A 19,264-nucleotide genomic window follows, 5' to 3' on the forward strand; every position below is an offset into this window, starting at 1 on the left:
AAGCAGGAAAATCTGTCTCTCATCCGCTGATTAACTGCTTCCGGTTACTGCTGAAAGATTCACTAGGTTCAATCTTACCCAAGCTTATGCAATTGAGTGGAAGGAGACAATTTACGCTCTGGCAATCATCCTTAGCAGTCATTGGGCCAGTCCTCAGGGGTGTGGGATTAAGCTATGACCTAGATGTTCAGGGAAAAAGTTTCAAAGATCTTGCCCACGAGGTAAACACTTATTTTTCTCAATTCTACTGCTCTATTTCTCAATCTTAATGCCGCATAATTGCAACATCCACTCTGACTCTCCCATGAATCTCATTGTTTATTCTATGCCCTCTTTTACTAACTCTATTCTGTGTACATAGTGTGTACATAGATCGTGTGACTATAGATTAGTCATTTACATCGGCAGAGATTGTCTGTGCATGATTGCTGAATGGTTGCACGATCGTGGCTTAACAAGTCTATGGCGTCTGTGAAGCAGTGGCATCAATGGAGATAGATTTTTCCTGAACACAACTTGAGCCACGAAGAGGTAAACGTATTGGGCCAGAGAAGATATTTTCTTTGTAATGCGTGCCTAATCTTTTCTGTATCTACCTTCCATACGCAATTTATTACATGTGAAGGATTCTTATACCAATGCGGAAATTCACTCAGTTTCTGGCTATTTCCAAGAGTTATATCGCCTGTTCTCTAGGCGCAGTGAATCGAGCCAACGCCGTTACGTTCACGGAACCTGCTGATATGGATGCTGGAAATACCCTGACTACAGCCGCTACCATTGCAGGCACTACGGGAACCAGTAGCGTGATTAACGGCCATATTGACACTAGTCAGTATCCTGACCTGTTTAAATTTGTCATTGATGTGGCTGGGATGACGACTTTTGACGCCAATCCTACCCAAGATTCTGGTTTGAATATCAATCTGTTTTTGTTCAATGCAATGGGCAATCCCATGTCTCCCTTTGCAGAACCAACGGATTCTAATTCGATGGCATTTATGTTAGATCTGGCCGCAGGAACCTATTTCCTGGGGATTGGGAGTGATGACTTGGATGCCTTCGATCGCAACAATCACCAAATTGCAGGCAACGATACCCCCACGATCGATCCTCAAGGTGTACTCGATCATTGGACGCCTGGATTTAAGGAATCCGAAGGCAAGTATACGATCGCCTTGACTACTATACCCAAGGCCACCGATCCCACGACTCCTACCGATCCTAAAGATCTCACTGATCCTTCCCACTGATCCTAAAGATCCCAAACATTATCGCCATTAGCGGCATTGGAGACGCTGGCATCATCAGCGATATTTTGAGAAAGGCCGTATCCTCAAGGGCCCTGGTGCACCCCTGATTCCTGGGCCTAAACTGATCAAAGAGACTCTGGCTGTCAATATTGCTGCTATTCAGAGTGATACCGTGAATCCTGCGATCGTAGGTACACCAGTCCCAACTCCGACGCTGCTACCTGGTCTGCTGATTTTAGGAACCAGCCTGTTTCGCAGGAAAAAAGAGTCTGTGGTGTCCCCTGGAGAGGATTGGCAAGGTTTAGCCTGACCTAGTTAGCCTGACCTAGGGGGAGGTTGATCTCAGGAGGATAGGCCCATCTCAGAGATATACCAGACTTAAAACTTGCTAACTCACAAGGTTTCAGGGAGTTTTGATTAAGCAAGACTCCCTGAAACCTTCGATAGAAAATAATCAACGGAGAGAGAGGGATTCGAACCCTCGTTGAACTTACGCCCAAACAGCATTTCCAGTGCTGCGCCTTCAACCGCTCGGCCATCTCTCCAAATTGTATTGTCAGGCAATTTGCCCCAACAAGATTTCATAGTACCAGAGATTGCCGCATACTGAAAAGGTAAATCAAAAATTTTTGTTCCCATCCCATTTTTCTATGAGTCGGCTTCATACCGTTCGTATTCATAATCGGCAAAAGGGCACTATCCATGAAATACAGGTGCCCGACGATCGCTATATTCTGCACTGTTCTGAAAACCAGGGTGCCGATCTGCCCTTTTCCTGTCGTAACGGAGCCTGTACCGCCTGTGCTGTACGAGTCCTCTCCGGCACCCTAGAACAACCAGAAGCAATGGGGCTGTCCCTTGACTTGCAACGTCAGGGCTATGCGTTGCTGTGTGTCAGCTATGCTCGCTCTGACTTAGAAGTGGAAACCCAAGATGAAGATGAGGTTTACGAGTTGCAATTTGGACGCTATTTCGGTAAGGGGCGGGTACGGTTTGGTCTACCCTTAGACGAAGATTAGCGATCGGTTAGCATCCTTGCAGCCTGTTAAGCGTTGATCTCAATCAGCATGGGTATCACTATTGATGTTGATCATGATGGCAATATCAGATGGCAATAACGCATAATTTTGTCTTGCACCCCTCTTGGGGTTCAATCGCTCTGATTGAGTCACGCTTGACTGCGTTACTTCTGATAGCCCCTTCTGATTTTGTTGCTTTCAATCCAGTCCTTTTTCAGAACAACTGCCCATGTCCCAACTCGAAGTTTTTCTTGATATTGCCACTGAAGCTGCACTGGCTGCTGGTGCAGAGCTACAAAAGTATTGGGGTAACCTGCAAGATATCCAAGAAAAAGGCCGTCCTGGTGATCTCGTAACAGAAGCCGATCGCGCGGCAGAAAAGGCGGTTCTCACCGTTTTGCATCGTCATGTTCCGAATCATTCGATTTTGGCGGAAGAGACTGGGCAAGTGGGCACTCTAGATGATGAGTTTCTTTGGGCGATCGATCCCCTGGATGGCACGACCAACTATGCCCACCAATATCCCTGCGTGGCAGTTTCCGTCGGGTTAATGATTCAGGGGGTTCCCCAAGTGGGTGTGGTGTATAACCCAATTCACCAAGAACTCTATCGAGCTGCGAAAGGTCAGGGTGCAACACTGAACCGTCGATCGATCCAGGTCTCCTCGACCGCAGAACTGAGCAAAAGTCTGCTTGTGACCGGTTTTGCCTACGATCGCCATCAAACCGCAGACAATAACTATGCGGAATTCTGTCACTTTACCCATAAAACCCAAGGAGTGCGCCGGGATGGTGCAGCAGCACTTGATTTGGCCTATGTCGCTGCCGGTCGTTTAGATGGGTTTTGGGAACGGGGGCTGTCCCCGTGGGATATGGTGGCGGGTATCGTTCTTGTGGAAGAAGCGGGGGGACAGGTAACCGCCTATGATGGTTCCGATTTCCAACTGCGATCGGGGCGAGTTTTGGCGACTAACGGCAAGCTGCATTCCGCCATGGTGGAAGAACTCCAGCAAGTCAAGCCATTAGCAGCTTGGGTCTAACCCTGAGACTCTCAACCCTTGGACGGATGGGCTAGCCCAGGATTTTGGATCGCGTTCCCCCATCCATTCGCTGACTACACTACACTAAACAAAATGACATCCTAGGCAGGTTGAGAAGCATGGTGTTTCAAATTCAACGGGGGCTGTTCCTAGCGGATTTTGCCGATCACTACGCTACTTTAGGGCTGCCCATTACTGCAGATCCTAAGGAAATTCGCAAGAACTATCTCAAAATTGCGCGACGCTTACATCCAGATAGTGCAGCCTCCGCCAGTGATACGGATAAACAATTGGCAGAACAGTTGCTCTCCAAACTTGTGAATCCTGCTTGGGAACAACTATCTCAGGATAAAAATAGAACGGAATATGTTTTGCTGCTGAAGCTGAAAGGAAAAGCGGCGGCTCGACAGACGATCGATCCAACGAGTTTAAGTGCGATGGCGCAGGAACTGATGACGGCAAGTAACCTGGATCATGCCTACCGAACTGCAGTGCAGGAATTATCTAGCCGTCAGTATGAGCAGATGGATCAGGCGATCGACCTCACTGGACAGATTAGTGAAGTCAATCTCGTCTATTTGATGCGGAGTGAAGGAGAGGGGTTAAAAATAGGCCGTCCCCAGAGTGCGGCGGAATCTTCAGCGAGAACCTCATCATCATCAACGAATGCGGCTACATCAGCGCCCCCAGCCTCCGGAGACAGAACTAAAACACCCTTTGCCCATATTCCCCGGCAATCCTTGGCAGAGCCCTACTACAATCGGGCAGAAGTGGCCTTTAGAAGGCAGAACTATGCCCAGGCTGTTTTGGAGCTACGGGACGCCCTCAAGATTGAGCCGAAAAATAGTCGGTTTCACAGTTTGATGGGGATGGTCTATTTGGAACAAAAACAAGCTACGATGGCTCGCATTAGCTTTGATAAGGCGCTGGAATTTAACCCAGAGGATGAAATGGCTCTGCTGGGGAAACAACGTCTTCAGCAAATGACTGCAAAAACGACCCCTACCAATGGTGCAGCCGGAAAGTCTGCGGCGGACAAGCCCACCCCTGGGAAATCGGGGGGTAAGGCAAATGACAAATCCGATGGAAAATCCGGCGGATTATTTGGAGGGCTATTTGGGAAGAAGAAGTAATGGTTTATCAGCCGCCAAGTGGGGCGAGGGATTTACTGCCCCTGGATGTTGCGCAAAAGCGTTGGATTGAACATCGAATTCAACAAGTTTTGCATCGCTGGGGGTACCACCGAATTATCACATCCACCCTAGAGCGTTTGGATACTTTGATGGCAGGTGGGGCGATCGCTCAACGCCAAATCTTGCAGATCCAAACAGCAGATGATGAGGCTCTAGGTCTCCGTCCGGAATTAACGGCGTCGATCGCACGGACGGCAGTGACTCGGTTAGCGGCGGGTAATCAACCCCAACGGCTTTACTACAATGCCAATGTCTTTCGGCGACCGGAAGAAGGGAGTTACAGTGGCCAGCAGGAGTTTTATCAAGCGGGCGTGGAATTACTGGGTGGTGGCGGACTCTTAGCCGATGCGGAAATTTTGCTGCTGCTGCTGGATAGCCTGCAAAATGTGGGGCTAGGATCCCACTGGCAGCTAGTGTTGGGCGAAGCGGGGCTAACCCGATCGCTCCTCCTAGCCTTTCCGGAAGCGATTCGATCGAAAATCCGACGGGCGATCGCCCACCTCGATCGCATTGCCCTAGAACAGATGCCCTTGTCTGATGATTTGCGGGAGCGGGCTTTGTTTCTCCTAGAATTGCGGGGCAAGCCAGCGGACGTGATTCAAAAGGTGAGCCGTCTCCCGTTGGATGAAACCCAATGGGCTGCCGTTAACCATCTCAAGTCTCTGATTGAGCTCCTGCAAACGACGATTCAGATGCACACAGATAGCGATTCTGCCACCATTCCGATCGTGCTGGACTTGAGTTTGATCCGCACCTTTGACTACTACACCGGAATTGTGTTTGAAGTCATCAGTGCTGGCCCAGCAGGGCAATTTATTCTGGGTCAAGGGGGTCGCTATGACGAATTGCTTGGGGTGTACCATCCCCAGGGAGAATCGCTGCCAGGGATTGGCTTCTCGTTGGAACTAGAGCGTCTCCATCAAGCCCTCTTGCCCACGGGACAGTTACCCAACACCACGCCCAGTAGCGATTGGCTGGTGGTGTCTGGGCAGGAAAGCACCCATGCGATCGCCTTTGCTCATAGCCAGAAATTGCGGCAGTCCCAGGAGATACTGCGCGTGGAAGTAGACTTGGGGGGACGATCGAAAGAGGGGATCCGCACCTATGCCCAAGGGCGGGGCATTGCCAATATTGCTTGGATTGAAGCCGATGGTTCGATCGTGGAAGAAACGCTGGCACCTGTGCTGTAATTGCACACACGCTTGCAACTAGTGGAATGATTGCCCTGCGATCGAGGGTGGGTATCCAACTTTGTCTTGGGCCAACACTTGTCCTAAGGGAAAACCCTCGTTAACCTAGATTTCTGTATCCTTAAATCCTGTTAGAAGAGAGAACACCGTGGCCCATTCGATCGTGAGCGATGTCTGTGAAGGCGTTGCAGATTGTGTTTCCGCTTGTCCTGTCGCCTGTATCCATCCCGGCGAATCCCCGAGCAAAAATTTAAAGGGAACCGATTGGTATTGGATTGATTTTTCAACCTGTATTGATTGTGGGATCTGTTTGCAGGTGTGCCCGGTGGAAGGCGCGATCGTGCCAGAAGAGCGCCCCGATCTGCAACTCCACAAAGCCTAGGCTATCTTGCCTCGACCACCCAAACTCCTTGGATCGGAATTCCCCATCTCACGGTACAGTTTGGGTGGTTCAATGTTCTGAACAGTTGTTTGGCCTTCATCCACAGCCCATTACGATCTGACCTATTCCATCCCCTAAAGACCCATGGCCGATCCCATTCTGGTTGTTGAAAATGTCCACGCAGGTTATATCAAAGATTTAGATATTCTCCAAGGCGTGAATATGGTGGTTCAGCCTGGGGAGTTGGTGACGATCATCGGGCCGAATGGAGCGGGTAAGTCAACGCTGGCTAAAACTATTTTTGGTTTGCTAACACCCCACAAGGGCCAGATTATTTTTAAGGGTGAAGCGATCGCAGGGTTAAAGCCGGATCAAATTGTGCCGAAGGGCATGGGCTATGTGCCGCAGATTTCCAATGTCTTTCGCTCGTTGACCGTGGAAGAGAATTTAGAAATGGGAGCCTATGTGCGCAATGTGGCGCTGGACCCATTGAAGCGGGAAATGTACGATCGTTTTCCGAAGTTGGGCGAACGGCGGAAACAACGGGCGGGTACGCTGTCCGGTGGAGAACGGCAACAACTGGCGATGGCAAAAGCGTTAATGTTGCGTCCCAGTTTGCTTCTGCTGGATGAACCATCGGCGGCGCTATCCCCGCTGATGGTGGCTTCGGTGTTTGAGCAAATCCAAGAGATTCAACGATCGGGGACTGCGATTTTGTTAGTGGAACAAAATGCTAAGCAAGCGCTGAAAATGTCCGATCGGGGCTACGTCCTAGAATCGGGGCGCGATCGCTTTGAGGGACGGGGTATTGACCTATTGAATGATCCTAAGGTAGGCGAACTGTACTTAGGGGTGGGCCAAGCGCACTAGTCAAAGAAACCTATTGCGCAAACTAATCAGAAACTAATGCGAGAAGATTCCAGCGAGTAGCAGGGGCACAGCAATGGCGAGGCTCACAATCAACATCAGTGTGCCTGCATCGACGTTGATTTCCCGAGGAATGAGTTCCTTCGGTGGAGGATTCTGCTGAGAATTGGGTTTGTTCGGCTTGCTGTTCATCTATTTATGTCAGCACGACGGCCTAGGAGCTTGCGGCTTCAGTCCAGGGTGTGTGCTGTTCTCTCCTAGTTTCAGGGTAGCTTGCTTACGGGACGGCTCGATCGCTTTGTTGAAGTTCGTAAAACTTAAACCCTTAGGCGTTTCGCTCTAACCAAGCCGTCAACTCCTCGACCTGCGTGAAATCTAACAAAGCTTCGCCTAACGCTTCCAGTTGATCGATCGACAGCCCCTCAACCTGGGCAATAGCTTCCGGAGAAAGAACACCTACTCGTCGGGTGAGTTGTTTCAAGATCAGCGATCGCTCCCGCTGAAGCCCTTCTTGTTTTCCTCGCTGCTCACCCAATCGTTCGCCTTCTCGCAAAATCTCTTGGTACCAGGGTGACTCTTGCAGTACTGCCATATCCCACCTCATGATTTGCTGTACAACTTCACTTCCCAACACAAAACTAGCAAAAAATGCCAGCAATGATTCCAACTCAACTAATTGCCCATCCCCACGCAACTGATTCAAGGCTCGCTGGACTACCGGAGTTTGTCCGCCATTCTTCAATACAGGCACAAAGGGTAAGAGTGCATTTAACGACTGCTCAAACACGATCGCAGCGTCTACTTCCCATAGGTTAATCACCCGGTAATCTTGCCGCACCTCCAGTCCCATGAAACTGGAAAAAGCCTGCTCCCACTGCGAGAACAGACTTTTTCTAACTGACCTTACTAGCTACTCAGATCCTTCAACGAGACTCGATCAACTATCTTCGATCGCCCGTTCAAGCTGCTTGCGCTCCGGCAAACCCAGCATATCGGCATTCGTCTTACCAGGAGCCACCATGGGATAACAGTTCTCATCCCGCCGCACATGCACATCCATCAGCACCGGGCCATCATGGGCCAGCATTTCCGCAACGGCCTTAGACAAATCATTGCGATCGTGCACCACAATGCCCTTCACCCCGTAGGCTTCCGCCAACTTGGCAAAGTCCGGCATGGAAGGCTGCATGTTGGAAGAAGAATAGCGCTCACCATGGAATGCCTGTTGCCACTGCCGCACCATGCCTTGCCAACCATTATTGATAATCACGGTCTTCACCCCAATGCCGTACTGCATCAGCGTGCCTAGCTCCTGAATGTTCATCTGGATGCTGGCATCACCGCTAATACAAATTACCTGCTCATCGGGGACTGCAACCTTGGCACCCATGGCCGCTGGCATCCCAAAGCCCATGGTGCCTAGCCCTGCACTGGAAATCCAACGACGGGGGCCATTCTTGAGGAACTGCGCTGACCACATTTGGTGCTGACCCACATCCGTGCTGTAGTAGGCGTGGGGCGCTTGCCGACCCACTTCCACAATCACTTCTTGGGGAGATAGCATCTCGGGATAGCTAGGCACTTGCAGCGGATAATCTTCCTTCCAGCGGGCAATCCGACCCAGCCAAGCCTCCGTTTGGCCAGGATTTTGGGGATCGGCTTCCGCCTGACTGCGTTCCAGCAAGTCTTGCAGTACAACCTTCACGTCCCCGACGATCGGCACATCGGGCTGGCGAACTTTGGCCACTTCCGCCGGATCAATATCAATATGAATCACCTTGGCATGGGGGGCAAAGCCGTCCAGTTTACCTGTCACCCGATCGTCGAACCGTGCTCCGACTGCAATCAACAGATCGCATTCCGTCACCGCAAAGTTGGCATAGGCTGTCCCATGCATCCCTAACATCCCTAGGGCCAATGAATGGTGCTCATCAAAGGAGCCAATGCCCATCAGGGTCGTGGTTACGGGCATTTGGAAGCGTTCTGCCAGTTCCTTCACTTCATCCTGTGCGCCAGAAACGATCGCGCCACCGCCAACGTAGAGTAGCGGACGATTGGCCTGACGTATCAGCTTCAACGCTTGACCAATTTGGCGAGGATTACCCTTCACCGTGGGTTTATACCCCACCAGCCGCACATTCCCCGGTTCAACGGGTACGTAGTCAAAAACTTCTAAGCCCACATCTTTCGGTACATCGACTAACACGGGGCCAGGACGCCCAGTGCTGGCAATGTGGAACGCTTCCGCCACCACCCGTGCCATTTCCCGTGGATCCCGTACCACATAGGAATGCTTGACGATCGGCAGGGTGATACCCCAAATGTCGGTTTCCTGGAAGCCGTCGGTGCCAATCATGTGGCGGGGGACTTGCCCTGTAATGACAACCAAGGGAATGGAATCCATATGGGCTGTCGCAATCCCCGTCACCAAGTTAGTTGCACCAGGGCCAGAGGTGGCAAAACAGACCCCCACCTGCCCCGTCGCCCGAGCATAGCCATCGGCAGCGTGAGCAGCCCCCTGCTCATGACGAACCAAAATATGTTGCAGGTCACCCCGCTCTTCAAACTTATAAAGTTCGTCGTAGATGGGTAGAATAGCACCGCCTGGATAGCCAAAGATATGCTTCACGCCGTGGCGTTTAAGGCTATCGAGCAGCGCATAAGCACCTGTTACCCGTTGGACTGCTACCGATTGCTGCAATTGCACTGGGGAACCTCACCAAAAGCGTCTAGATGGATAGAAGTAAAGTTTCCTGAAAAGAGAATTAGCCTTAGGATACCCAAAATAGAGGGACTGGCTGAGCCGATCGCACATAGCAGCTAACTCAAAAAAGCTGCACTGCTATATAGATATATAGACCGACTGTATCGACTATATAGATCGACTTTAAGCAAAGTATCTAGATCCGGAAGGAATTTCTTTTTGGAATTTTAAAATTAGTTCTGTAACGACTGATGCAATTCTATAAGACCTAAGTCTAGAGGCGATTTTGTTCTCTGTCGAGGTCAATAGGCTTAAAAATTTAGGCTGATTTGGCTAGAAGCTTTATGTTATCAGCTATACAGCCGTTAGGACTGGTCAACAGCTGATGACATCGTTACAACCTGTCGTTACAACCCGTCGTTATCAGTCCCATAAATACAACCGCAAGACCAATGAGCAGGCAACCTAGCTCATCCTTCTGAAGAGATAAATCTGAAGAAATTAAAGTAAAAAAGCACGTCCAGAAAATTTCGCGGGCCTAATTCATAGGACATCTTGAAAAACCTGACGGCTCCTATGCCATGTCCAAACCCCGATCGCCGCTACAATCACGCTAATGCCCAACAGAACATACCCTGGATCGTGAGGTGAATTGGGATTAGCCGGATCTAGGGGGGGCGACAGTTTGACGAAAAACTCCGTCAACACCAGTGGTAGGGAAATCGCGATATTAATCACGTTGTTTTGGAAGCCGAAGACCTTGCCTCGCATGGAAGCTGGTGTTTGCTGTTGAATTAGGGTTTGCATAGGGACAACAATCAGCACCGATCCCAACCCCAAAAAGGCACTTAAGACCAGGGCAAGCGTCAGTTGGTGGATAAACGCAAAACAAAACAACGCAAAACTCACGCTAAGGAAGCCAATCAGGGGAAGGGGTTTATGGTGGAAGCGATCGCCCATCACATTCAACAGCGTTGCGCCCAAAATCATGCCGACCCCCGCCGCCGCAATCAAAAAGCCAAATTGATCAGCCTTGAGAAGTTGCCCTGGACTCACTTGAATTTTGCTGGTCAGGGCGATCGAAAGAACGGTTAACGAAGCAAAGACTGAGTAGATAATCATCAACTGCACGATCGCATTGCTCACCAGACGATCTTTCCGCAGGTAGGCCAGCCCCGCTTTGAAATCTTGCCAAGGGTGCAGGGTCTCTTCCGTCCGTTGGCGAGGTTCTCGCATGGGCAGGCGAGCGAGGATGACAGCGCCTGCCAAGTACAGAAAACCTACTGTGAATTCCTTACCAAATTCAAAGGGAATTTCGCCCAATCCTTGACTGAGATGTTCCACAAGATCAAAAATGGGCGACGCGATCGCATGACCCACAACGATCGAACCAATCATCGTTGTGGCAAACAGGGAATTGGCTGCGATAAGATTTTCTCTTGCAACCAGAAAAGGTAGGGCACTTTGCTCGGCAGGGGCAAAGAACTGCGTCAAAATAGATTCGACAAAAACCACGAAGACTAAGAGCGGAAAGCCTCCCGGTACAAAGGGTAGAAGTAACAACATCAGTCCGCGCCAGAGATTGCAGTGAAACAGGACAGATTTCTTGCGCCGTCGATCGACAAAAATTCCCGCAGCTGAGCCAAACAGAATCGCTGGAATGGTGGAGGCAATAAACAAAATTAGCAGCCGTGAATTTGGATCCAAGGCCCATTGCATTGCGCCGAAGTTAACTTCAAAGGTTTGATAACGCAGGTTCTCTGTAAGGAGAGAAACTTGGAGGGTCAGAAAAATCTTATCTGCGAGTTGGGAAACAATTTGGCCAATCCAAAGCTGCATAAACGAGCGATCGCGCAGGAGGGCCGAAAAACCAGTGGCTTGGGGTTGCTGACTCACGGGGTGCATACAGTCATGGGGAAAAAGGGTGGCTTAACACGCAGTAACCTGAGCACAGTGGATTGAGAGAAGGTGAACTGAGGCAAGCCGTCCCCTAGTGTGCAGTCTAGAGGTAGATTCTGGCTAGTCTTAAAGAAAAATGTCTCAGCACTTTACACAAAGTGAGATCTTCCATCCGTACAGTTACTCAAGATAGTTATCTGTTCAGGGTGCCCAGGAGTATTCTCAACGGAGTCCTAATGGAGAGGTGTAAAATCACAAATCAAAGTTGTAGCGACTTTGACTTAGCTTATGGTAGAACAGAGAGATAAGAGTGCATAACTTAAGTTTCTAATTAACGGTCTCTAGTCAACGGTCTCTAATCAACCGTTAGATCTGAGTTTGAATCTGAGTCTAGGGGGCAAGACCTAATTGACCCCAGTCAATTAACCAAGCGTTTAATCCGACGATTAATCAGTTCATACCCCCAAGTCTTTCCCCCAAGTCTTTTCCCAGCAGTAGTGCCACTGTAACCATGACTTCGCTGCACCAATGATTTCATCACAAAGTGTGCTTCGTCATGGAATTCACCCCCTAGGAATGAAGTGGCTGCCAAAGTGAGATGAAGGACTCAAACTTGCCTACTTTAACGACTGCACAGATGTATCTGGTATGTGACAAATGCCAGTTTTCAGCTTGGCTCAATTTCTGAGCTTGACTGGGTTCTGAAAGGGTTGGCTGGGGATGATCCCATTAGGTTATCAGTCCGTGGAGAGTGGGTCAGTTACTATGTTGGACTAATTGAACTAATTGGACGAATCAGACTCGTTAGACTAAGTTGAGTGATTTTCTAAGCTAGTGGTCTCCTGCGCTCTAGTCGCTCTGTGCCGATTTCCATTGTTGTTAAATAACCGCAATGAAAATTCCTTAAAATCTCACGACTTCTAGTCAGTCTGTTCATTAAATTCCTTTTAACCTGGCTAGAATTGAAAAACAATTTAAGAAGATCAGCATCAATCTCGGTTTATCGTTCTTTTTCGCTTTTACTCTGCACCTAGATTAAGAATCAAAATCTATGCAAACTCACGGGGCAACACTGAAACCGATTCGCTCACTGGAAGATGCGGTGGAACGCTGTCAACTCTTAGGAATGCGCCTAAGCCGTCAGCGGCGCTACATCCTGGAATTGCTGTGGCAGGATCAGGAACATTTATCTGCACGGGAAATTTACGATCGACTCAACTGTCAAGGCAAAGAGATTGGCCATACTTCGGTATATCAGAACCTGGAAGCCCTTTCGGAACAAGGGGTAATTGAGTGTATTGAGCGAGCCGATGGCCGCCTGTATGGCAATATCAGTGATGCCCATAGCCACGTCAACTGCCTAGATACTCAGCAAATCATCGATGTGCATGTAGATCTACCGTTGGAGCTGATTCAGCAGATTGAAGCCCACACAGGGGTCAAGATCACTGAATATCGCATTGATTTCTATGGCTATCGCCAAGCCTCTGTGGAACCGAAAGCCTCTGTGGAACCGAAAGCCTCTGTGGAACCGAAAGCCTCTGTGGAACCGATCAACGGATGATTAAATCATCAGGTTTAGGCAATGTTAAGTTTCTAGTCAGGCAGGACATCCGCCATTAACTGAATTGCTACTCCCCCAACGGTTGATTAGTGAACTTGGGTCAAGAGTGAACTTAGATAAATATTGTGTTCCTCTCTTGCGGGGGACGGTTCAGATCCGAAAATTCGTGTTTCAATAGGCGTACCTTTCAGTTGCTCCATTGACTCGGCCCATGCGTCATGGTTAGGAAACCCCTTGTACAGTCTTGGTTGCAGGCGTTTGTCAAGCCCTCCTCCCAAGGCCAATCTGTCCTCCCCCGGAACCGTTTGACTCAAGAACTCCCTTCGATTCACAGTGAATTTGTGGTGGAGTCAGAGCCAGTTGTCCGCTTGCCTGAACAACCTCTGCCACCAGAGTTTGATGCTGTGGCAGGGCTGGAGACCACTCCAGTTGTTTTAGAAAGTTCTGGTGATTCTGGCGATACTTCGATTAAACTGCCGTCTACGCCGGAGTTTGAAGAAGTCAATACTCCTGAGCATGTGGACAGGACAATCTTCCCACCCAAGTTTTCAGACAATCTAACCGATACGCTAAACGGCAATCTGACCGATGCTGAATTCCGACCTGTCGCCTTTGATCCCTGGGACAGCGAGATCGGGGATTTACCCTTCAGCAGGATTGAGATTGATGGGGATGCGGAGGATGATCGGGATATCAGTTCTGCTATCAACCGTGAGGATTTAGCCTCAGAAGAGGTGCGGGGATCAAGACGGTCTAAAAGGGGAAAAAATCGGGGATTCCAGAAATCTCGGCCTCGATCGTGGAAAGCATCCCCCCCCCAGCCTGTATCCGCTTCCACTCGCTCCCGTCGATCCGTCACCCAGCAAGCCAAACGGAAACTCCAGCGGGCTGGGCAAGCCAGTCTGAATCAAGTCAAGCGTGGGTCTGCCTGGGTGGGGCAAACGACTAAGGCGCAGGCTCAGATTGCCTATACCCAGGTTACTCGGACGATCGTGCAACACCGTTGGGCCGCGATAGTCATCACGATTTTTGTTTTGGTAGCGGGAACTGGGACGGCAGCTATTTGGTGGCTCTCTCGCATTCCCCCGGTGCCTGAGTGCAGTCAGATTTCCGGTTGGTCGGCGGATGCTGAACGCTTGTACTGTGCCCAAGTGGCCGCCCAATCCGGGAAACCGGAGGATATTCGGCAGGGGATCAATTTAGTGAAACATTGGTCGTCGGATCATCCGCTGTATGCCCAAGGGCAGCGATCGCTGGAGCAGTGGTCTAATTCCTTGCTAGGATTGGCGCGGGAAAAACTCAACCAAGGGGACTTAGATGGGGCAATTCGCGTTGCCCAGGAAATCCCAGAGTCTAGCCCACTTTATGGGGATGTCAAAGATTCGATTCAGCGATGGCAGTCGGAGCGGAACCGAGGTCAAAAACTTTACGATCGCATTCTAGCGGCGTTGAAACAGCAGTCTTGGAACGAGTCGTCGGATTTGCTAGCCAAGCTGACGTTGGTGGATGATCCCAAGTGGCAGAACCGGTTGTCAGATATTCGGAAACAAATTGATGACGAGAAACTAGCGGGTTACTACCTCAAGCAGGCTCAAGCCTTTATCAAGGGTCAGCCCGTTGAAAATTGGGGGCAGGCGATCGCCCTGACCGATCCCATTAATCGCAAAACCTTTGTCTGGCAGACGGCATTGAAGGAGATCCAAGGCTGGCGGGATCAGGTCTTTAAGTTAGCTGCACAAAAATTAGCGCAGAAAGATATTGCAACAGCGAGTCGTTTAATCCAGTCCATTCCGCAGAATATTGAATTGACCGCTGCCCATCAAGATTTAGTTGTGCTGGTTCGTGCTTCGGAATTGGATGGGACGGCGATTCACCGACAACCTTTACTGCAACAATTGGGACAGATCACCTTGGCGAGTTTTGCGTTGCAGCGAATCGATCGGAAAAGTCCATTTTCTGCCCAAGCTGGAGCATTGCAACCGCGTTTAGAGATGCAAGCAGAAGATGCGTTTCAGGTCACGTTGGCGCAAAGCTTAGCGAACTTTGGGCAAGTGCCGATGCTGCAAGCGGCGATCGGTCAGATCCAACAGGTTGCCCCGAAACGCCCCCGTCGCGTTGAAGCCCAAACCTACCTAGCCCAATGGCGTAAGGATGTGGAACGGTTGGAGGACCGACCTATTTTAGTGCAGGCCCAGCAGTTGGCTCAGGCGGGCACGGTGGAACAGTTGCGACAGGCGGTTCTGCTGGCTGCTCAAATTTTGCCTAAACGCGCCTTGAGATCTGACGCGCAGATGCAAATCAGCAACTGGAACACGCAAATTCAAACCCTGGAAGATCGGCCTATTTTGGTACAAGCCCGTGCCCAGTCCCAGTCAGGCCAGCTCGGTCAGGCGATCAAAACGGCTAGTCGAATTGTCCCCAAGCGAGCGCTCTATCCAGAAGCCCAGAAGGAGATTGCTAATTGGGCAGATCAGTTGCAAGCGATCGCCGATCGGGCCACGCTAGATCGGGCGACGGGGCTGGCGGCTGAGGGGTATCTGAGTCGCGCGATCGAATTGGCGTCTCAAGTGTCCAGTCGATCGGTTTCGCCGGAAGCGCAAGGTGCGATTCAGCAATGGTCACGGGAACGGGCTGAGATTCGTCGTCGCCAAGAGGCAAGGCCCGCTGAATCGGCGGAATCCTCTGACCCAACAGATAGCGCTCCATCCCCTGCGCCTTCAAATTTTGACGAATCTGCCCAATCCGGTAATGATTCAGAAAGCGCTGAGTCATGGCCTAGTGATGCCTCAACCGATCCCTCTCCTCCTACTTCCTCTCCTTAAGTGTCCATGAATGCCCCGTTGGCTGAATTGATAGCGCCTATTTTTTGCATGGTTGTAGAAGCTGACCCTGCGGTGCGACGGGAGTTAAGCTTCTATTTGCAACAGTATCCTTGGCAAATTATTGCGGAAGTGGCAACGACCGATCTGGCCTGGGAACGCTTGGTGACGTTGCGCGACACGCCCCAAGCGATTCAGTGGGTTGTGATGGGCTTGCCATTGACCGGACGAGGCCATGGCGATCGATCGGGGCTGGCCCTGTGCCAAGTTTTAAAAGCAACCGATCCTGCCATTAAAATTATCTTGTTAGCGGATTTACGAGATCCGGCTCTGGTTGAAGCTCGCAAACTGGGGATTGAGGGTTGTTTTGCTCGGGAAACGCCGATCTCAACTCTCCTAGCGGGATTTACCCAGATTTTGCAAGGGGAGATTATTTGGTCGCCATCCTTGGCCACGATCGGGGCACCGTTAGCCAGTGCAAAGCCGATGGGCAAACGCCGACAAGCTGGGATGCAGCAAATTGATACGCTGTTGATTCGACTGGAAACTGCCCTAAGGACGGAAGCGCTAACGCGGTTCGATCGACTGGTCATCCAAGGCCGATGTCGTGAGTTACGGGCAGCCCGTTGGATTCTGGCTCAGTTAACCTTGCCCCCATCTTCCTCGCTCCCCAGATCAACTGCATCCTCGATGTCTGAATGGAGTCTGCCGGGTGCTCCCTCAAGATCATCATCCCTGCCATCATCGGAACGCCTGACCTCCCCGAAAATTGTGTCATCCCCTGCGCTTTCGTCTTCGCTAGAGTCAAGCTCCAAGCCTTTTCCTCCATTATCGAGATCGGCCCTAGTGCCACAGTCGCAGGCTATGCCGCCCAAAAAAGTTCAAGACCTTATTTTTGAACGACTGGCGAGTAAACTGCGCTTTGAACTGAATAATGTGGAACCCGTTCCCTTAGAAATTGATATTCTGCGTGGCGATCGCAAGCAAGAACTCCTCTATATTGTTCTCCGTAAGGTAGAAACGTTGCTGGCGGAACTGACCCTTGCCCAGGTGGAACCGCATCAGTTACAGGTGAAACGGAACGAACTTTTGACGGATCTCTGGGAAGCATCCATCATTGATTTTTTAGGGAAGTACTATACCCTGCGTGACGACATTCAAACCATTGAAGTCGTGCCTGCGGTGCTCCATAGCTATGCGATCGTGCAGCGGGATATTTTGTCTAAGATTCCATTGGTGCCGGAGTTGTTTGCCTATCTACTGTTTCAAATTCCGCTAATTCAAGTGTTTGCTGTAGACCGTCCTAGCCCTTCATCGGTATCCCCGGAACAGGTCGATCGGGCCTTGGTGATTTTAGAAAACTTGGTCATTCAAATCGCCAATGGCGTGATTCAGCCATTGTTAAACCAATTTGCTGATTGGGAGCCGATTAAACAAAATTTCTACGATCGGCGACATATGACCAGCCGGGAAATTGAACGGTTTCGCAACGACCTGTCTTGGCGGTATCGTCGCGATCGTTGGTTTGAGACGCCGACCCATATTTTTGAAAGTCAGTATCATCTGTGGACTTTGAGCGATCGGGGAATTCGTCGTATTGCAATTTACTCACCCCGCCGTCAGGAACTGGAAACGCTGTCTGGCATTCCTCTGGCAGTGACGATCGCCCTTGAGGCTAGAGATGCCCTATCTCCTCGGTTGCGGGCGGCCTTTTCGCTATTGGGGGCAGGGGTGGTGTACGTTCTGACAGAAGTGGTGGGACGGGGGTTAGGGTTGATTGGACGAGGCATTGCTAAGGGGATTGGGGATGCGTGGCAGGATCGGCGTTCTTGAGTTCAGCGTTCTTAAGGGATTTGCTGAGCAGCCTCCCCTGTTTACCTTCCTATCCCCCCCCTTCCCCGTGGGAATGTATTTGTACGCTATTCCCTAAGTTCAGAGCTCGTCAGTGAGGAGATAACTGAACGAATCGGGGGATAATGGATCTGGGATTACACCTCAAAATTCTCGCTAAAAATGACTACTAAAAATTACCGCTAAAAACTTTTGCAAGACTGTGTCATTTTTAGGTAAAGCGACTACACTGAAGCTGCAAGATGTCGTCACAATTTCGGCTATTGAAAACTTCGGAATTCACACAACACATCACAATCCATCACAACTATGTTTGAGTCTTTGCTGGGTGCGATCGCACTGATGTTTGCGGGTTATATTATCGGCTCTGTGCGGATCGTTGAAGAAGGTGATGAAGCCCTAGTTCAGCGTTTGGGAGAGTATAAGCGGACTCTTCAACCTGGACTTAACTTTGTTGTCCCCGTTGTGGACTCGGTGTTGGTGGAAACGGTGCGTGAGCAGTTGTTGGACATTGAGCCTCAAAAGGCTATCACCAAGGATTCTGTGCCTGTAACCGTGGATGCGATCATCTACTGGAAGATTGTCGATCTGTACCGAGCATACTATAAGGTAGATGATCTAGAAGAATCGCTGAAAGAACTGGTACTCAGTTCTCTGCGGGCGGAAATTGGTAAGTTTGAGTTACAGCAGGCGATCGCTTCCACACGCGGGATTAGCGATGCGCTCAAGCGAGACATTGAGGAGAAGTTGCGGGAATCCGATGAGGATGTGGCTCGGCAACGCTTGCAGCACGAGCAAATATATCCTGATGCGGAAAATCGTCCTGCCTTCAAGCCGGTGAATACTTGGGGGATTGAACTGATGCGGGTAGAGGTTCAGGACATCAGTATTTCCGATGAGATGCGGCAGTCCCTGGAAAAACAACGGGCGGCTCGGGCTCAAGGGGAAGCGACACTGGAAATTACCCGTGCTACGGTGGAGTCGATTCGTCAGCTTTCGGAAGCGCTGGAAAACTCAGATAATCCCCAAGCAGTGTTGCAGTATTTGATTGCTCAAGACTTCGTGAAAGCGAATGCTGAAATTGGAAAGAGCGAGAACTCTAAGATTTTGTTTATGAACCCTGGTGCGCTCAACGAAGCAATCAGTGATTTGCTGGTGCACCCATTGCCTAAGGATGGTCATCATCCCGGTAATGGTGCAGCTTAGTTGAGATGGATATTGGTTAAGCTTCACATCAGTCGAGAATGACATCTGTGGATATTGCATGGCAACCTCTCTAGCGATCGCTAGAGAGGTTTATTTTTTAGGATGTTCGGATAGGTTTGTCTTAGATGTTTCTCTAACAGACTTTATGGCTTGTCGGTCATTAGCCATTACCAGATAGATGGGTCATGACCGACAAGATGAACGTTCATTAAGACTCCGAGAACCTGCGAATACCCATTTCTTAAATGTCATTTTCCTTTTCTTTGGTCGGGGCTAGT

Annotated in this window: 15 protein-coding genes, 1 tRNA gene and 1 pseudogene; 12 read left to right on the forward strand and 5 right to left on the reverse strand. The window is 50.2% G+C overall.

Annotation, left to right across the window (positions count from 1 at the left end; all coding sequences use genetic code 11):
- Positions 1 to 638 precede the first annotated feature (638 nt).
- Positions 639 to 1,253 carry a hypothetical protein gene (locus tag ACN4EG_RS05005; protein WP_431628123.1) on the forward strand — a complete coding sequence of 205 codons (615 nt, stop codon included), beginning with the start codon at positions 639 to 641 and terminating at the stop codon, positions 1,251 to 1,253.
- Positions 1,254 to 1,425: 172 nt separating this feature from the next.
- The gene (locus ACN4EG_RS05010) at positions 1,426 to 1,563 is read left to right on the forward strand and encodes a PTPA-CTERM sorting domain-containing protein (protein ID WP_431628124.1); all 138 of its coding nucleotides are present in this window, start codon (positions 1,426 to 1,428) and stop codon (positions 1,561 to 1,563) included.
- A gap of 148 nt (positions 1,564 to 1,711) precedes the next feature.
- Here ACN4EG_RS05010 and ACN4EG_RS05015 read toward each other — a convergent pair.
- Positions 1,712 to 1,798: transfer RNA gene (locus ACN4EG_RS05015), tRNA-Ser, on the reverse strand.
- A gap of 105 nt (positions 1,799 to 1,903) precedes the next feature.
- Here ACN4EG_RS05015 and ACN4EG_RS05020 point away from each other — a divergent pair.
- The 6 genes and pseudogenes from ACN4EG_RS05020 to ACN4EG_RS05045 form a co-directional block, all read left to right on the forward strand.
- Positions 1,904 to 2,272: a 2Fe-2S iron-sulfur cluster-binding protein gene (locus ACN4EG_RS05020; RefSeq protein ID WP_431628125.1), complete on the forward strand. Its 369-nt coding sequence runs from the start codon at positions 1,904 to 1,906 to the stop codon at positions 2,270 to 2,272.
- Between the two features lie 229 nt (positions 2,273 to 2,501).
- Complete coding sequence (locus tag ACN4EG_RS05025) at positions 2,502 to 3,311, forward strand: inositol monophosphatase family protein (protein ID WP_431628126.1); 810 nt, start codon at positions 2,502 to 2,504, stop codon at positions 3,309 to 3,311.
- A 119-nt stretch (positions 3,312 to 3,430) separates the two neighbouring features.
- On the forward strand, positions 3,431 to 4,444 hold the full coding sequence (locus ACN4EG_RS05030; protein ID WP_431628127.1) for a J domain-containing protein: 1,014 nt from the start codon (positions 3,431 to 3,433) through the stop codon (positions 4,442 to 4,444).
- Complete coding sequence (locus tag ACN4EG_RS05035) at positions 4,444 to 5,694, forward strand: ATP phosphoribosyltransferase regulatory subunit (RefSeq protein ID WP_431628128.1); 1,251 nt, start codon at positions 4,444 to 4,446, stop codon at positions 5,692 to 5,694. The genes ACN4EG_RS05030 and ACN4EG_RS05035 overlap by 1 nt, the downstream gene beginning before the upstream one ends.
- A 148-nt stretch (positions 5,695 to 5,842) precedes the next feature.
- Positions 5,843 to 6,076 (forward strand): 4Fe-4S dicluster domain-containing protein, encoded by a 234-nt coding sequence (locus tag ACN4EG_RS05040; RefSeq protein ID WP_190569345.1) that lies wholly within the window; start codon positions 5,843 to 5,845, stop codon positions 6,074 to 6,076.
- A gap of 144 nt (positions 6,077 to 6,220) precedes the next feature.
- Positions 6,221 to 6,715 (forward strand): annotated as a pseudogene (locus ACN4EG_RS05045) (ABC transporter ATP-binding protein); the annotation flags it as partial.
- Positions 6,716 to 6,979: 264 nt separating this feature from the next.
- Here the strand turns inward: ACN4EG_RS05045 and ACN4EG_RS05050 are convergent.
- The 4 genes from ACN4EG_RS05050 to ACN4EG_RS05065 all read right to left on the reverse strand — a co-directional run bounded on the left by ACN4EG_RS05050 (position 6,980) and on the right by ACN4EG_RS05065 (position 11,543).
- Entirely contained in the window at positions 6,980 to 7,135 is a 156-nt protein-coding gene (locus ACN4EG_RS05050) for a hypothetical protein (protein WP_431628130.1), read from the reverse strand.
- Positions 7,136 to 7,268: 133 nt separating this feature from the next.
- Positions 7,269 to 7,793, reverse strand: a complete 525-nt coding sequence (locus ACN4EG_RS05055; protein ID WP_431628131.1) for an Rpn family recombination-promoting nuclease/putative transposase — start codon at positions 7,791 to 7,793, stop codon at positions 7,269 to 7,271.
- An 87-nt stretch (positions 7,794 to 7,880) separates the two neighbouring features.
- Positions 7,881 to 9,650: a biosynthetic-type acetolactate synthase large subunit gene (ilvB, locus tag ACN4EG_RS05060; RefSeq protein ID WP_431628132.1), complete on the reverse strand. Its 1,770-nt coding sequence runs from the start codon at positions 9,648 to 9,650 to the stop codon at positions 7,881 to 7,883.
- Between the two features lie 540 nt (positions 9,651 to 10,190).
- Complete coding sequence (locus ACN4EG_RS05065) at positions 10,191 to 11,543, reverse strand: MFS transporter (protein WP_431628133.1); 1,353 nt, start codon at positions 11,541 to 11,543, stop codon at positions 10,191 to 10,193.
- Between the two features lie 1,054 nt (positions 11,544 to 12,597).
- Here ACN4EG_RS05065 and ACN4EG_RS05070 point away from each other — a divergent pair.
- The 4 genes from ACN4EG_RS05070 (at position 12,598) to ACN4EG_RS05085 (ending at position 18,986) form a co-directional block, all read left to right on the forward strand.
- On the forward strand, positions 12,598 to 13,110 hold the full coding sequence (locus ACN4EG_RS05070) for a Fur family transcriptional regulator (RefSeq protein WP_431628134.1): 513 nt from the start codon (positions 12,598 to 12,600) through the stop codon (positions 13,108 to 13,110).
- Between the two features lie 218 nt (positions 13,111 to 13,328).
- A complete protein-coding gene (locus ACN4EG_RS05075) occupies positions 13,329 to 15,932 on the forward strand; it encodes a tetratricopeptide repeat protein (RefSeq protein WP_431628135.1) in 2,604 nt (867 codons plus the stop codon).
- A 6-nt stretch (positions 15,933 to 15,938) separates the two neighbouring features.
- On the forward strand, positions 15,939 to 17,762 hold the full coding sequence (locus ACN4EG_RS05080; RefSeq protein WP_431628136.1) for a DUF3685 domain-containing protein: 1,824 nt from the start codon (positions 15,939 to 15,941) through the stop codon (positions 17,760 to 17,762).
- A 327-nt stretch (positions 17,763 to 18,089) separates the two neighbouring features.
- On the forward strand, positions 18,090 to 18,986 hold the full coding sequence (locus ACN4EG_RS05085; RefSeq protein ID WP_431628137.1) for an SPFH domain-containing protein: 897 nt from the start codon (positions 18,090 to 18,092) through the stop codon (positions 18,984 to 18,986).
- Positions 18,987 to 19,264 lie beyond the last annotated feature (278 nt).

Origin of the sequence: Alkalinema pantanalense CENA528 (genome assembly GCF_050753345.1) — a bacterium.
Classification (GTDB): Bacteria; Cyanobacteriota; Cyanobacteriia; order Leptolyngbyales; family Leptolyngbyaceae; genus Alkalinema; species Alkalinema pantanalense.

What these genes read in the sequence shown, in the direction of transcription:
- ACN4EG_RS05005 (WP_431628123.1), top strand. Translation starts at nt 639, where the DNA reads ATGCGGAAATTCACTCAGTTTCTGGCTATTTCCAAGAGTTATATCGCC.
- ACN4EG_RS05020 (WP_431628125.1), top strand. Translation starts at nt 1,904, where the DNA reads ATGAGTCGGCTTCATACCGTTCGTATTCATAATCGGCAAAAGGGCACT.
- ACN4EG_RS05025 (WP_431628126.1), top strand. Translation starts at nt 2,502, where the DNA reads ATGTCCCAACTCGAAGTTTTTCTTGATATTGCCACTGAAGCTGCACTG.
- ACN4EG_RS05030 (WP_431628127.1), top strand. Translation starts at nt 3,431, where the DNA reads ATGGTGTTTCAAATTCAACGGGGGCTGTTCCTAGCGGATTTTGCCGAT.
- ACN4EG_RS05035 (WP_431628128.1), top strand. Translation starts at nt 4,444, where the DNA reads ATGGTTTATCAGCCGCCAAGTGGGGCGAGGGATTTACTGCCCCTGGAT.
- ACN4EG_RS05050 (WP_431628130.1), bottom strand. Translation starts at nt 7,135, where the DNA reads ATGAACAGCAAGCCGAACAAACCCAATTCTCAGCAGAATCCTCCACCG.
- ACN4EG_RS05055 (WP_431628131.1), bottom strand. Translation starts at nt 7,793, where the DNA reads ATGGGACTGGAGGTGCGGCAAGATTACCGGGTGATTAACCTATGGGAA.
- ACN4EG_RS05070 (WP_431628134.1), top strand. Translation starts at nt 12,598, where the DNA reads ATGCAAACTCACGGGGCAACACTGAAACCGATTCGCTCACTGGAAGAT.
- ACN4EG_RS05075 (WP_431628135.1), top strand. Translation starts at nt 13,329, where the DNA reads ATGGTTAGGAAACCCCTTGTACAGTCTTGGTTGCAGGCGTTTGTCAAG.
- ACN4EG_RS05080 (WP_431628136.1), top strand. Translation starts at nt 15,939, where the DNA reads ATGAATGCCCCGTTGGCTGAATTGATAGCGCCTATTTTTTGCATGGTT.
- ACN4EG_RS05085 (WP_431628137.1), top strand. Translation starts at nt 18,090, where the DNA reads ATGTTTGAGTCTTTGCTGGGTGCGATCGCACTGATGTTTGCGGGTTAT.